This window comes from Pyxidicoccus xibeiensis, assembly GCF_024198175.1.
GTDB lineage: Bacteria > Myxococcota > Myxococcia > Myxococcales > Myxococcaceae > Myxococcus > Myxococcus xibeiensis.
Map to the genome: position 1 here is coordinate 50,964 of NZ_JAJVKV010000021.1, position 14,823 is coordinate 65,786.

The window sequence follows — 14,823 nt, forward strand, 5'->3', positions numbered from 1 at the left end:
ATCCATCGACATGTGACAGCCCGGCGTGTTAGCCAGTTTGCGCTCGAATGTAGTGCTCCATCACCATGGGTCACGGGTGACCATGAGCCGCATGGGTAGATGGAGACCCACCAGACCGTGAGGTGGGTTGTCGCGGGTGGCGGGAGCGGAACGAATGAGCTCGACCAAGCTGTTACTGGAGTCCTCCACGCTGGTGGAGCTGTCCCGCCGTCGGGCGGAGGCCCACGCGGATCAGCGGGCCTACACGTTCCTGGTGGATGGCGAGGGTGAGGAGGCCCACCTCACGTACGCGGAGCTGGACCGGCGGGCCCGGGCCATCGGCGGCTTCCTGCAGGCGCGAGGGGCCCGGGGTGAGCGGGTGCTGCTGCTCTACCCTCCCGGGCTGGACTACGTGGCCGCCTTCGTCGGCTGCCTGTACGCGGGGGCGGTGGCCGTGCCGGCCTACCCGCCGGACCCGATGCGGGTGGCGCGGACGCTGCCCCGGCTCGAGGCCGTCATCCAGGACGCGCGGGCGCGCTTCGCGCTCACCACGGGCTTCATCCAGTCCGTCGCGGAGTCGCTGGGCGAGCAGTCCGCCGCGCTCGCGGGGCTGACGTGGGTGGCCACCGATGCCCTGGACGACGCCGAGGCGGACGGCTGGAAGGACCCGGGCGCCCGGCGCGAGTCGCTGGCGTTCCTCCAGTACACCTCCGGCTCCACGGGCACGCCTCGCGGCGTCATGCTCAGCCATGGCAACCTGCTGCACAACTCGCTGGCCATCCACCGGTGCTTCGAGCACACGGAGGACAGCCGGGGCGTCATCTGGCTGCCGCCGTACCACGACATGGGCCTCATCGGCGGCGTGCTCCAGCCGCTGTGCGGTGGCTTCCCCGTGGTGCTGATGTCGCCGCTGGACTTCCTCAAGCGCCCGGCCCGGTGGCTGGAGGCCATCTCCCGCTACAGGGCCACGACGAGCGGCGGTCCCAACTTCGCCTTCGACCTGTGCGTGCGCAAGACGACGCCGGAGCAGCGCGCGGCGTTGGACTTGAGCTCCTGGGACGTGGCCTTCAACGGCGCCGAGCCCGTGCGCGCGGAGACGCTGGAGCGCTTCGCCCAGGCCTTCGCCGGATCGGGCTTCCGCAAGCAGGCCTTCTACCCGTGCTACGGCCTGGCCGAGGCCACGCTGATTGCCTCCGGCGGCCGCAAGCTGACGCCACCGGTGGAGCGGACCTTCGTGGGTGAGGCCCTCCAGCAGGGCCGCGCCGAGGCCGCGGAGCCCGGGGCGGATGGCGCGCGCGTGCTGGTGGGCTGTGGCCAGCGCGTGCTCGACCAGGAGCTGCTCGTCGTGGACCCCGAGTCGCGCGTTCCCTCGGCCGCGGGCCGGCTGGGGGAGATCTGGGTGCGCGGCGAGAGCGTCGCGGCGAGCTACTGGGAGCGGGCCGAGGAGAGCGAGGCCACCTTCCGCGCGCACCGCGCCGACACGGGGGAAGGCCCCTACCTGCGCACGGGAGACCTGGGTTTCCTGGCGGGCGGCGAGCTGTTCGTCGCGGGCCGCATCAAGGACCTCATCATCCTGCGTGGGCGCAACCACTACCCCCAGGACCTGGAGCTGACGGCGGAGGGCAGCCACCCGGCGATGCGTCCCGGGTGCTCGGCGGCGTTCGCCGTGGAGGCCGGCGGCGAGGAGCGGCTGGTCGTGGTGATGGAGGTGGACCGCAAGCACCTGGCGGAGCCCTCCGAGGCCATCGACGCCATCCGCCGCGCGATTGCCGGCGCCCACGAGGTGGCGGTCGGCACCGTGGTGCTCATCCCCGCCGGAGGACTGCCCAAGACGTCCAGCGGCAAGGTGCAGCGGCGCGCGTGCCGCGCCATGTACCAGGCCGGTGAGCTGGAAGTGCTTGCGGAGGACCGGGGCTCGGCGGCGGCGCTGGCCGCTTCGGACGCGCCCATGGGCGTCGTCGACGAGGCGCCCGCGCTCACCCGGGACACGCTGCGGGCGGCCTCCGAGGCGGAGCGTGCGCGGCTGCTGGGCGCGTGGCTCCGGAGCCGGCTGGCGCGGGCGCTGTCCATGCCCGCCGCCGCGCTCGAGTCGACACGGCCACTCACCGCGCTGGGCCTGGACTCCATCCATGCCGTGGAGCTGAAGGGCGCGCTGGAGGAGGAGCTGGGCGTGTCGGTGCCGGTGTCGCTGCTGCTGGAGGGCGTGCACCTGGACGCCCTCACCGCGCGGGCGCTCGCGGAGCTGCGCCACCCCACCGCCGTGCTGCCTCCGCTGGAGGCGGGCGCTCGCGGGGAGTCGCCGCCGCTGTCGTACGCGCAGGAGCGGCTGCTGTTCCTGGAGCAGCTCGCGGCGGGCACCGCGGCCTACAACATCCCCGCCGCCGTGGAGCTGGAGGGCGCGCTGGACGTGGCCGTGCTGGGCCGCGCGCTGGAGGCCATCGTCCACCGCCACGAGGTGCTGCGCACGCGCTTCCCCCGCGTGTCCGGCCGGCCCACGCAGGTCATCCTGAGGCCGGAGGCCGTCCCCGGGCCGCTGTCCGGCCCTGATGCCGTGGTGGACCTGGGCGCACTGCCCGAGCCGGAGCGAATGGCCGAGGTCGAGCGCCTCACCGCCACCGAGGCCCGGCGGCCCTTCGACCTGGAGCACGGCCTTCCGGTGCGCGCGCGGCTGCTGAGGCTGTCGGAGCGCCAGCACCGGCTGCTGCTGACGCTGCACCACGTGGTGTCGGACGGGTGGACCATGGGCGTGCTGGTGCGCGAGCTGGGCGCGCTCTATGCGGCCTTCGTCCAGGGCCGGCCGTCCCCGCTGCCCGCGCTGCCCGTGCAGTACGCCGACCATGCCGCGTGGCTGCGGCGGTGGCTGGAGGGCGGCGAGCTGGAGGCCGAGCTGACGTGGTGGAAGGAGCGGCTGGCCGGCGCACCCGCGCTGCTGGAGCTGCCCACGGACAGGCTCCGTCCGGACCGCCAGCGCTTCGAGGGCGCGCGTCACCCGCTGGCGCTCTCCCCTGCCCTCACCGCGGGCCTGCGCCAGCTGGGTCAGGCGGAGGGCGCCACGCCGTTCATGTCGCTGCTGGCGGGCTTCCTCGTCGTCCTGCACGCACGCACCGGCCGCACCGACGTCGTGGTGGGCACGGATGTGGCCAATCGCGAGCACGCGCGGTCCCAGGGGCTGGTGGGACTCTTCGTCAATCAGCTGGTGCTGCGCGTGGGCCTGGACGGCAACCCCACGTTCCGCGCGGTGCTCGGGCGCGTGCGCGAGGTGGCGCTCGGCGGCTATGCGCGCCCTCACGTCCCCTTCGACAAGCTGGTGGAGGCGCTGCGCCCTCCTCGCGACGCCCGCTACAACCCCCTCTTCCAGGTGATGTTCGTGCTGGAGAACGCGCCCCTGCCCGCGCTGAAGCTGCCCGGGCTGGAGCTGCGGCAGGTGGAGGTGGATGACGGGGGCTCGCCGTTCGACGTGTCCGTGCTGCTGTCGGAGTCCGGCGGGCGCTTCCACGGGGTGCTGCGCTACGCCACCGCCCTGTTCGACGCGCCCACCATTGCCCGGCTGGCCGCGGACTACGAGGCGGTGCTGGCCACGGCGGTGGCCCGGCCGGACATCACGCTGGAGGAGCTGCGGCAGGTGCTCGCCGAGCACGAGCGCCAGCGGCAGCAGGCCCGGGCCCAGGAGCTTCAGTCGGCGCGCAAGGAGCTGTTCCGCAACGTGCGGCGCCGCGGTGGGAGTGATTCATGACGACGAGTGGCCCGACGAAGCGCGCCTTGCCCCAGGTGAAGCGCCGCGAGGTGGACAGCTCCGGCCAGGACTGGGTGCGCTTCGAGGAGCAGCGGCCCGGCCCACACCTGCCCGTGATTGCCCGGCCCACGCTGCCGGACGTGGACCTGCCCGCGTGGGCCCGTGCGCAACGCCCCCGCGTGGAGGAGCACCTGCACCGTCACGGGGCCGTGCTCTTCCGCGGCTTCGACGTGGCGACGCCGGAGGCCATGGACCGCGCCATCCAGGCGATGGCGGACGCGGCGCTGCCGTACGAGGAGCGCTCGTCGCCGCGCTCGCAGGTCAGCGGCAACATCTACACGTCCACGGACCACCCGGCGGCGGAGCGCATCTTCCCGCACAACGAGCAGTCCTATAACCAGACCTTCCCGCTGCGACTCTTCTTCGCCTGCGTGACGCCCGCGCAGCAGGGCGGCGAGACGCCGCTGGCGGACTCGCGCCGCGTCTACCAGCGCCTGCCCGCGGAGCTGCGCGCCCGCTTCCTGGAGCAGGGCTATATGTACGTGCGCAACTTCGGCCACCGGCTGGGGCTGAGCTGGCAGACGGCCTTCCAAACCGAGGACCGCGCCGAGGTGGAGGCGTACTGCCGCCGCAACGCCATCGACTTCGAGTGGCGCGACGGCAACCGCCTGCGCACGCGCCAGGTGCGCCGCGCCGCGGGGCTCCATCCCGTCACCGGCGAGCCCGTCTGGTTCAACCACGCCACGTTCTTCCACGTCTCCACCCTGCCCTCCCAGGTGGGCGCGGTGCTGCTGGCGGAGCTGGGCGAGGACGAGCTGCCCAACAACACGTACTACGGCGACGGCTCGCCCATCGAGCCCGCCACGCTGGACACGCTGCGCGCCGCCTACGAGGCGGAGCAGGTCAGCTTCCCGTGGGAGCGCGGGGACCTGCTCGTCGTGGACAACATGCTCTCCACCCACGCGCGCTCGTCCTTCTCCGGGCCTCGCAAGGTGCTCGCCGGCATGGCGCGGCCCCATGCCTGGAGTGACGTCGCCGCGCCCATCCGCTGAGGAGTTCCTCACCGTGTCCCAATCCAATGGCTTCCGGCTGTCCCCCCAGCAGGCGCGGCTCTGGTCGCTCCTGGGGGCCTCTCTCTCCGCGTCCTCGCGCGCCCGCGCGGTGCTGGACTTCGTGGGCCCGCTCGACGCCGCACGCCTGGAGCGCGGCCTGCGCACGCTCGTCGCGCGGCACGAGGTCCTCCGCACCTCGTACCGACGCCTGCCGGGTACGGGCACCGCGGTGCAGGTCATCGGCGACGTGCCTCAGAAGGTCCTGGAGGTGCTCGACTGGCGCACGGGCACCGTGAGGAACGCCGAGGAGTGGCTGGAGGCGATGCTGTCCGCGGAGGGCTCGGTGGAGGCGCCCCCCGCGCCCTTCACGCTGCTGTCGGTGGAGGCGGAGCGGCACGCGCTGGTGGTGGACCTGCCCGCCCTGTCGATGGACGAGCTCAGCCTGTCCCTCTTCTCGCGCCATCTGGACTCCGCCATGCAGGACGCGCCGGGAGACGCGGAGCCGCCGCCCCAGTACGCGGACCTGGCGGAGGTGTTCCAGACGCTCCTCGAGGCCGAGGAGTCCGCCGAGGGACGGCGGTTCTGGAAGGGGCGTGACCTGTCGTGCGCCACCGGCGTGTCGCCGCCGGCCCGCAACGACGCCCAGCCCCTGCCCGGCGCCCCGGTGGCCTCGGCATTCACCGGCACCTTCAAGCAGGAGACCGTACGAGACCTGGAGCAGCTGGCCTCGCGCATCGGCGTGGGCGTGCCCGACGTCTTCCTGGCCGCGTGGCTGCTGCTGGTGAGCCGGCTGAGCGGGCGCGACGAAGTCTGCGTAGCGGTGCACACCGACGGGCGCAACTTCGACGGGCTGACGGACGCCTACGGCCTCTTCGAGCGCTGGCTGCCCCTGCGCGCGACGCCCCGGCCCCGCATGTCCTTCGAGAGCTTCGTGCGCGAGGTGGCCCGGGACCGCGCCGAGGTGGAGCAGTGGCAGGACACCTTCGACCCCGGGGCCGACCTGCCGGCCGCCGCACCGGGCGAGGCCGCGGTCCCCATGTCCTTCTCCTTCGAGAGCCGGCCGGCGCCCTGGACGTCACGGGTGGGTGCGGCGCTCGTGTCCTCCATGGAGTGCCGGATGCGGACCGACCACGCCCCGCTGGCGCTGAGCCTCGGCTGGGACGGGCTCTCCGCTCCGACGATGACGCTGCGGTACGACCCGAGCAGGTACACCGAGCAGGAGATGAGCTGGCTGATGGAGCGGCTGATGGCGCCCCTGCATGAGGCCGCCCATGCCTTGCCGGAGCGCGCGCTGGAGGCGCTGCCCTGGACGATGGGCCCCGAGGCCAGCACCCTCCTGGGCTTCTACTTCGAGAGCCGGCGCGACTACGACACGGACGGCACCCTCCCCGAGCGCTTCGAGGCGCGGATCCGCGAGACGCCTGACGCCGTGGCCGTCGCCTTCGAGGACGAGCGGCTGACCTTCGCCGAGCTGGGCGAGCGCGCCAACCGCCTGGCGTGGCACCTGGGCACGCGGGGCGTGGGCCCCGAGGTGCGCGTGGCCGTGTGCCTGGAGCGCTCGGTGGAGCAGTTCGTGGTGCTGCTGGGCATCCTCAAGGCGGGAGGAACGTTCGTTCCGCTGGACCCGACGTACCCGCGCGAGCGACTGGCATACGTCATCCAGCAGTCCGGCGCGCCGCTGGTCATCACCCGCTCGAACCTGCGTGGCACGGTGGTTCCCGAGGGGACCCACGGCTTCCTCTGCCTGGACCAGGACCTGGAGAAGCTGGCCGCCGCGCCCGCTCACGCGCCCGAGGTGCCGCTGGCTCCGGAGAACGCCGCCTACGTCATCTTCACCTCCGGCTCCACGGGGCGGCCCAAGGGCGTGGTCATCCAGCACCGCTCCGCGCTCAACCTGGCGGCGACGCTGCGGGACACGGTGTACGAGGGCCGCGGGCCCGGGCTGAAGGTGAGCGTCAACGCGCCGCTCGTCTTCGACGCGTCGGTGAAGCAGTGGCTCCAGCTGCTCAACGGGCATTCGCTGCACATCGTCCCGGAGGAGGTGCGGCCGGACGCGGAGCGCATGCGCTCCTGGGTGGGGCGGCACGGCGTGGACGTGCTGGACTGCACGCCGTCGCTGCTGGTGCCCATGCTGGCGCGGGGCCTGGGGCAGGAGCCGGACTTCTCGCCCGCGCTGGTCCTGGTGGGTGGTGAGGCCATCGACGCGCGGACGTGGGATTCGCTGGCCGCGCGGCCGGCCACGCGCTTCGTCAACATGTACGGCCCCACCGAGTGCACGGTGAACGCCTCCGCCTGCCCCATCGCCGACACGCGCCGGCCGTCCATCGGCAAGCCGCTGGGCAACGTGCGCGTGTACGTGATGAGCCCGGCCCTGATGCCCGTGCCCATCGACGTGCCAGGGGAGCTGTACATCGGCGGCGCGGGCGTGGCCCGGGGCTACGAGGGCCGGCCGGACCTGACGGCCGAGCGCTTCCTGCCGGACCCCTACAGCCCCGTGCCCGGCGCGCGGATGTACCGCACCGGCGACGTGGGCCGCTACCGCGAGGACGGGCGCATCGAGTTCCATGGCCGCGCGGACTTCCAGGTGAAGGTGCGCGGCTACCGCATCGAGCTGGGCGAGATTGAATCGTTGATGCGCTCGCACCCCGAGGTGGGCGAGGCGGTGGCGCTGGTCCGCGGAGAGCGGCTGGTGGCGTACTTCGTTCCGAAGCGCGGGCCGGCCACCAGCGCGGCGGCGGAGCTGGAGCTGGTGGCGCAGGTGCGCGGCTTCCTGCGCGAGATGGTGCCCGAGTACATGCTGCCCACGGCGCTGGTGCCGCTGCCTCGCCTGCCGCTCACGCGCAATGGCAAGGTGGACCGCGGCGCGCTGCCGGACCCGGCCACGGCCCCCAGGGAGACGACGCCCTACGAGGCGCCCACGTCGGAGCTGGAGCAGCGCATCGCCGCCATCTGGCAGGAGGCCCTGAAGGTGGAGCGCGTGGGCCTCCACGGGAACTTCTTCGACCTGGGGGGCCACTCGCTCCTCATGGTGCAGGTGCACGAGAAGCTGTCCGCCGCGTTCGGCCGGCGCTTCTCCATGGTGGAGCTCTTCCAGCATCCGACGGTGGCGTCCCTGGCGAAGTACATCGCCCAGCAGGCCGCCCCGGATGCGGGACAGGACACGAAGCAGCAGGCACGCGACGAGCGGGCCCGAAAACAACTCCAGGCAATGCAGCAACAGGCCCTCAAGACGAAGGCCGGTAGGGGTAAGCGATGAGCGGCGAGCAGGAGTCCCCTCAGCTCGAGGGTGTGGCGATCATCGGCATGGCATGCCGGTTCCCGGGGGCCGCGACGCCCGAGGCCTTCTGGAAGAACCTCCAGGAAGGGGTGGAGTCCATCACCTTCTTCAAGGACGAGGAGCTGGACCGGGCTGCGATTGCTCCCGAGGAGCTGAAGGACCCGAAGTACGTCAAGGCACGGGCCACGCTGGACGGCATCGACCAGTTCGACGCGCGCTTCTTCGACTTCTCCCCGCGCGAGGCGGAGATCACCGACCCGCAGCAGCGCCTCTTCCTGGAGTGCGTCTGGGAGGCGCTGGAGTCGGCCGGGCATGACCCGAGCCGCGCGGCGGGCCTCATCGGCGTGTACGCGGGCGCGGGCGCCAACGGGTACCTGCTCTACAACCTGTCCTCGGCCGGGCACCTGGTGGGCACCATCAACGCCTTCCAGGCCGTCATCCACAACAAGAACGACCACCTGGCCACGCGCGTGGCCTACAAGCTGGACCTCAAGGGCCCCGCGGTGACGGTGCAGACGGCGTGCTCCACGTCGCTGGTCGCCATCTACCACGCGTGCCAGAGCCTGCTCAGCCACCAGTGCGACATGGCGCTGGCCGGCGGCGTCACCATCACCGTCCCGCAGAAGACGGGCTACCTCTACACGGAGCGCGGCATCGGGTCTCCGGATGGGCACTGCCGTCCCTTCGACGCCAACGCGCAGGGCACCGTGGGCGGCAGCGGCGCGGGCGTGGTTGTGCTCAAGCGGCTGGCGGATGCCGTGGCCGACGGAGACGTCATCCACGCCGTCATCCGGGGCGGCGCCATCAACAACGACGGCACCGACAAGGTGGGCTACACGGCCCCGAGCGTCGGCGGGCAGACGGAGGTCATCAGCCTGGCCCAGGTGCTGGCCGACGTGGAGGCGGAGTCCATCAGCTACGTGGAGGCCCACGGCACGGGCACGCCCATGGGCGACCCGATAGAGGTGAAGGCGCTCACCCAGGCCTTCCGCGCGGGCGGCGCGGAGCGCAAGGGCTCCTGCGGCCTGGGCTCGGTGAAGGGCAACGTGGGCCACCTGGACACGGCGGCGGGCGTGGCGGGCCTCATCAAGACGACGCTCGCGCTGAAGCACCGGCAGCTGCCGCCGAGCGTCGGCTTCGAGAAGCCCAACCCCGAAATCGACTTCGCGGACAGCCCCTTCTACGTCAACACGAAGCTGAAGGCGTGGGAGTCGCAGGGCCCCCGGCGCGCGGGCGTCAGCTCGTTCGGCCTGGGCGGTACCAACGCGCACGTCGTGCTGGAGGAGGCGCCCGCGCGCAAGCCGTCCGGACGCTCGCGCGAGCACCAGTTGCTGGTGGTGTCCGCCCGCTCGGCCGCGGCGCTGGAGGCTGCGACGAGCCGCCTGGCGGAGCACTTGAAGACGCACCCGGAGCTGAACCTGGCGGACGTGGCGTACACGCTGCAGACGGGCCGCAAGGGCTTCGAGCACCGGCGCTACGTGGTGTGCCGCACGGTGGAGGAGGCCGCGCAGGCGCTGGGCACGCTGTCGCCGGACCGGGTCATCACCCGCGTGCAGGAGCCGGTGCGCCGGCCGCTGGTGTTCATGTTCCCCGGCCAGGGCTCGCAGCACCCGGGCATGGCGGCGGCCCTGTACCGCACCGAAGGCACCTTCCGCCATGTGGCGGACCACTGCCTGGAGCTGCTGGCGAAGCGCCACGGGCCGGAGCTGAAGCAGCTGCTGTTCGGCACGGAGGCCCAGGACGCACAGGCGGCGTCGAAGCTGGAGCAGACGGCGCTCACCCAGCCCGCCCTCTTCGTCGTGGAGTACGCGCTGGCGAAGCTGCTCATGTCGTGGGGCCTGGAGCCCGCGTCCATGATTGGCCACAGCGTGGGCGAGTACGTGGCGGCGTGCCTGGCTGGCGTCTTCTCGCTGGAGGACGCGCTGGAGCTGGTGGCCACGCGCGGCCGCCTCATGCAGTCCTGCCCGCCGGGCGCCATGCTGTCCGTGCAGCTGGCGGAGGCGGACGTGCGCCCGCTGCTGGGGCCGGGGCTGGAGATTGCCGCCACCAACGCGCCGGGCTCGTGCGTGGTGGCGGGGACTCCCGAGGCCATCGAGGCGCTGGAGAAGCAGCTCACCGCGAAGGACGTGCTGGCCCGCCGGCTGCGCACGTCGCATGCGTTCCACTCGGCGATGATGGACCCCATCGTCTCCGCGTTCCGTGACGCGGTGGCGAAGGCCCGGCCGGCCGCGCCGAAGCAGCGCTTCATCTCCAACGTGACGGGCACGTGGATTACCGCCGAGCAGGCCACGTCGCCCGACTACTGGGCGAAGCACCTGCGCCAGCCGGTGCGCTTCGCGGACGGCCTGGACGAGCTGCTGAAGGAGACCGAGGCCGTGCTGCTGGAGGTGGGCCCGGGCAAGGCGCTCCAGTCGCTCGCGCGCTGGCACCCGCGCAAGAAGACAGGCCAATACATGCTCACCACCCTGCCGCCGGTGGGTGAGGCCACTGGCGAGCCGGAGTTCCTGCTGCGCACCCTGGGCCAGCTCTGGCTGCTGGGCCTGGAGCCGACGCACCTGTTCAGCGACCAGGCGCGCCGCCGCGAGGTGCTGCCCACCTACCCGTTCGACCGCCAGCGCTACTGGGTGGAGCTGCGCTCCGCGCCCGGCACGCGGGCCCCGCAGCGCGGCACGCTGGACAAGCGCCAGGACGTGGCGAGCTGGTTCTGGCTGCCGGTGTGGAAGGAGTCCGCGCCGAAGGTGGCCCCCGTGCAGGCGGCGGACGCGAAGGCGGCGCCGTGGCTGGTGCTGCTCGACAAGGCCGGCCTGGGCGCGAAGCTGGCGGCCCGGCTGCGCAAGCAGGGCCATGCGCTCGTCGAGGTCTCGCTGGCGCGTGAGCTGCGCCGCACCGGCGCGGATGCGTACGAGCTGAACCCCGGCCGCCGTGAGGACTGGGCCACGCTGCTGTCGGAGCTGGCGACAGATGGCCGGCTGCCCGAGCGCATCGTCCACCTGGGCGGCCTCACCGCCGAGGGCTCGGGCGCGACGGCGGAGGACGTGCTGGAGCGCTCGTTCTTCAGCGTGTTCCACCTGGCGCAGGCGCTGGGCGGCCATGCGGCGGGCAAGCCGGTGCACCTGACCGTCGTGTCCAACGGCATGCAGGAGGTCACCGGCGGAGACCTGCTGTCGCCCGAGCAGGCGACGGTGCTGGGCCCCCTCCAGGTCATCCCGCGTGAGATGCCGCACGTGCGGTGCCGCAGCGTGGACGTCACCCTGCCCCCCGCGGGCAGCTTCCAGGCCACGCGGCTGGTGGAGTTGCTGGCGGCGGAGCTGACGGCGGACGCGGAGGAGCCCGTGGTGGCCCTGCGCAGCGGCCGGCGCTGGGTGCGCGACTTCGAGGAGGTGCGCCTGGAGGAAGGCCCCACCTCCGCGGTGGCGCCGCGCGAGGGCGGCGTGTACCTCATCACCGGCGGCCTGGGCGGCATGGGCCTGTCCTTCGCCGAGGTGCTGGCGGAGAAGTACCGCGCGAAGCTGGTGCTCACCGGCCGCGCCACGGTGCCGCCCCGCGAGGAGTGGGCGAAGCACCTGGCGTCCGGAGACGAGGCCACCCGCCGTCGCATCCAGGCCGTGCAGCGCCTGGAGGAGAAGGGCGCGCAGGTGCTGGCGCTCGGCGCGGACGTGACAGATCTGGAGCGGATGCGCGCGGTGGTGGAGACGGCGCGCGCGCGCTTCGGCGCCATCCACGGCGTCATCCACGCGGCCGGTGTGCCGGGTGGCGGCATGCTGCAGCTGCGCACGCGCGAGGCGGCGGCGGCGGTGCTCGCGCCCAAGGTGACGGGCTCGCGGGTGCTGGCGGCGGTGCTGGAGGGCGAGCGGCTGGACTTCTTCGTGGCGTGCTCGTCACTGTCCTCCGTGGTGGGCCGCTTCGGCCAGACGGACTACACGGCGGCCAATACGTTCCTGGACGCCTTCACGCGCGCATACCAGGCGCGCACGGGCACGTACGCCGTCACCATCAACTGGGGCGCCTGGGACGAGGTCGGCATGGCGGCACGGCCCGCGGCCCAGGCCGGCGAGGGCCGGACGCTGGCGCACCCGTTCGTCCACCGCCTCCTGGTGGACACGCCGCAGCGCAAGGTCTTCGGCGGCACCTTCGGCGAGCCGCGCTCGCACTGGGTGACGGACGAGCACCGCATCCTCGGCAACCCCACGGTGCCGGGCGTGGCCTACTTCGAGATGGTGCGCGCCGCGGTGGCGGAGGAGGCGCAGGGCCGCACGATTGAGCTGCTCGACAACTACTTCCTCGCGCCGCTGCGCGTGCCGGAGAACGAGACGCGCGACGTGCGCCTCATCCTGGAGAAGGACGGGGACGGCTGGCGCTGGGTGGTGCGCAGCCTGCCGCCCGGCGGCGTGGGCAAGGGCACGGACCACTCGGCGGGCCGCGTGCGCTTCGGCGGGCCGAAGGTGCCGCGCTTCGAGGACCTGGAGGCACTGCGCAAGCGCTGCGACAAGCCGCGTCCCCAGTCGCTGGAGGCCGAGTACGAGCAGGAGCTGGGGCCGCGCTGGAAGAGCGTGCAGGCCATCCTCCCCGGCGAGCACGAGCTGCTGATGGTGCTGGAGCTGATGCCGGAGTTCTCCGGCGACTTCGAGCAGCTCCTCTTCCACCCGTCGCTCATCGACCGTACGTCCGGCATCGCCAAGAGCTTCCTGGCCGAGCACGGCTACTACCTGCCCTTCGGCTACAAGGTGCTGCGCCTGCACGGTGAGCTGCCCCGCCGCGTGTACAGCCACGCGCGCATCCGGACGAACGAGTCGACCGACGGCGGCGAGACGCTCGCCTTCGACCTGACGATGATGGACGAGCAGGGCCGCGTGCTGGTGGAGGTGGAGCGGCTGACGCAGAAGCGCGTCAACGACCCGGCCGCCGAGCTGCGCGCCCTGGCCGCCGCCGCCCGCGAGTCCGCCCTGGCCAAGGTGCTGCCCACCGAGGAGCGGCAGGAGATTGCTCCGCGCGAGGGTGTGCTGGCGCTGGAGCGCATCCTCGCCTCCGGCCTCGCTCCGCAGGTGGTGGTGTCCGTGCGCGACCTGCACGCCACCATCGCCCACACGGACGAGGTGGTGCGCGAGCGCGTGCTGCAGGCCGTGAGCGACACGCGCAGCTCCGGCGAGCAGCAGGCCCGGCCGGAGCTGAAGACGCCGTACGTGGCGCCTCGCAACGAAGTCGAGCAGCGCATCGCCGAGGCGTGGCAGGCGGTGCTCGGCATCGACAAGGTGGGCATCAACGACAACTTCTTCGAGCTGGGCGGCGACTCGGTGCAGGCCATCCAGATCATCGCTAGGGGAAGCCAGTCCGGCCTTCAGCTCAGCCCGCAGCAGTTCTTCCAGTACTCCACCATCGGCGAGCTGGCGGAGATGATTGCCGGCGTGCTGGCGAAGCAGGCCGAGCAGGGCCCCGTGGTGGGCCCGGCCCCGCTCACCCCGGAGCAGCGCCGGCTGCTGGAGTCGCCCGCCACGGCGACGGTCCGGGTCGCACGGCTGCCCCTGCGCGGCGCCGTGGACGCCAGTGCGCTGACGCAGACGCTGGGCACGGTGCTGGCGCACCATGACGCGCTCCGCCTGCGCTTCACGCGGGGCGTCTCGGGCTGGCAGCAGGTGGGCACGCCCCCGGGCACGGAGGTGGCCTTCACGGAGGTGGACCTGCGCGCCCTGCCTGCCGCCGAGCACGAGGCGGCGCTTCACGGCGAGGAGGAGAAGCTGCGCGCGAAGCTGGACGTGGGCTCGGGCCCGCTGCTGGCCGCAGCGCTGGTGCGGCTGGAGGGCGGCGCGGGCAGTGTGCTGCTCCTGGCGGCGCACGGGCTGGCCATGGACGGCGGCTCGTGGCGGCTGCTGACCGAGGACCTGGGCGCGGCGGCGGGCACGGCGCGCCCGAAGACCACGTCCTTCAAGCGCTGGGCGGAGCGGCTGGCCGAGGAGGCCTCCTCCGAGTCGCTGCGCAAGGAGGAGGCGGTGTGGCTCGGCGCGGACTGGGACGGCGCCGCGAAGCTGCCGGTGGAGCGCGCGGCTGGCGCCTCCGGCGTGGCGCGCTCCGTGGAGGTGTCGCTGACCTTGGACGAGACGCGGCAGCTCACCGAGCGGCTGTCCGGGACGTGGCGCGCGGACGTGGCGGAGGGCGCGGTGACGGCCCTTGCCCGGGCGCTGGCGACGTGGACCGGCGGTGAGCGGCTCCGGGTGGACGTGACGTCCGACGGACGCGAGGCGTTCGATGGGGTGGACTGCTCGCGCACGGTGGGCTGCTTCGACGTCACGTGGCCGCTGCTGCTGGACGTGTCGGCCCGGCAGGACGCGGCCGAGACGCTCAAGGCGGTGAAGGAGCGCATGCGCCGCGTGCCTCGCCGGGGCATCGGCTTCGGGCTGCTGCGCGATGGTGCGCACGGCGAGCTTTCCGAGCGGCTGCGGCGCCTGCCCCGGGCGGAGCTGCGGGTCTGCCACCTGGGCACGGTGGAGTCCGTGCCCGGCGCCGTGCGTGGCACGGGTGGGTACTCGCTGACGATGGAGACGTTCCTGTCCGGCGGGCGCCTGCACGTGCGCTGCGCCTACGACGATGGCGCGTACACGCAGGCCACCGCGTCGCGGCTCGCCGGGGACCTCCTCGGCGCGCTGCGGACGCTGGGCAGCGAGCAACAGGACACTCGCGCCGCGCTCTCCTCCGTCGACTTCCCGCTGGCCGGCCTCGACGACTCGCAACTGGGCGCGCTCGCCGCCCTCATCAACGAAGCGGATGGTTCCGAAGGCTGAGGGCTGAAG

At 73.0% G+C, this 14,823-nt stretch carries 4 protein-coding genes; all 4 read left to right on the top strand.

Annotated elements, in window-relative coordinates:
• The first annotated feature begins 154 nt into the window (after positions 1–154).
• The 4 genes from LXT23_RS45390 to LXT23_RS45405 are packed head-to-tail and all read left to right on the top strand — an operon-like array spanning position 155 to position 14,814.
• Positions 155–3,712 (top strand): condensation domain-containing protein, encoded by a 3,558-nt coding sequence (locus tag LXT23_RS45390; protein WP_253986774.1) that lies wholly within the window; start codon positions 155–157, stop codon positions 3,710–3,712.
• Complete coding sequence (locus LXT23_RS45395; protein ID WP_253986775.1) at positions 3,709–4,764, top strand: TauD/TfdA family dioxygenase; 1,056 nt, start codon at positions 3,709–3,711, stop codon at positions 4,762–4,764. Before LXT23_RS45390 ends, LXT23_RS45395 begins: the two co-directional genes overlap by 4 nt.
• A 13-nt stretch (positions 4,765–4,777) precedes the next feature.
• Positions 4,778–8,020 (top strand): non-ribosomal peptide synthetase, encoded by a 3,243-nt coding sequence (locus LXT23_RS45400; RefSeq protein ID WP_253986776.1) that lies wholly within the window; start codon positions 4,778–4,780, stop codon positions 8,018–8,020.
• Complete coding sequence (locus LXT23_RS45405) at positions 8,017–14,814, top strand: type I polyketide synthase (protein WP_253986777.1); 6,798 nt, start codon at positions 8,017–8,019, stop codon at positions 14,812–14,814. The genes LXT23_RS45400 and LXT23_RS45405 overlap by 4 nt, the downstream gene beginning before the upstream one ends.
• Positions 14,815–14,823 lie beyond the last annotated feature (9 nt).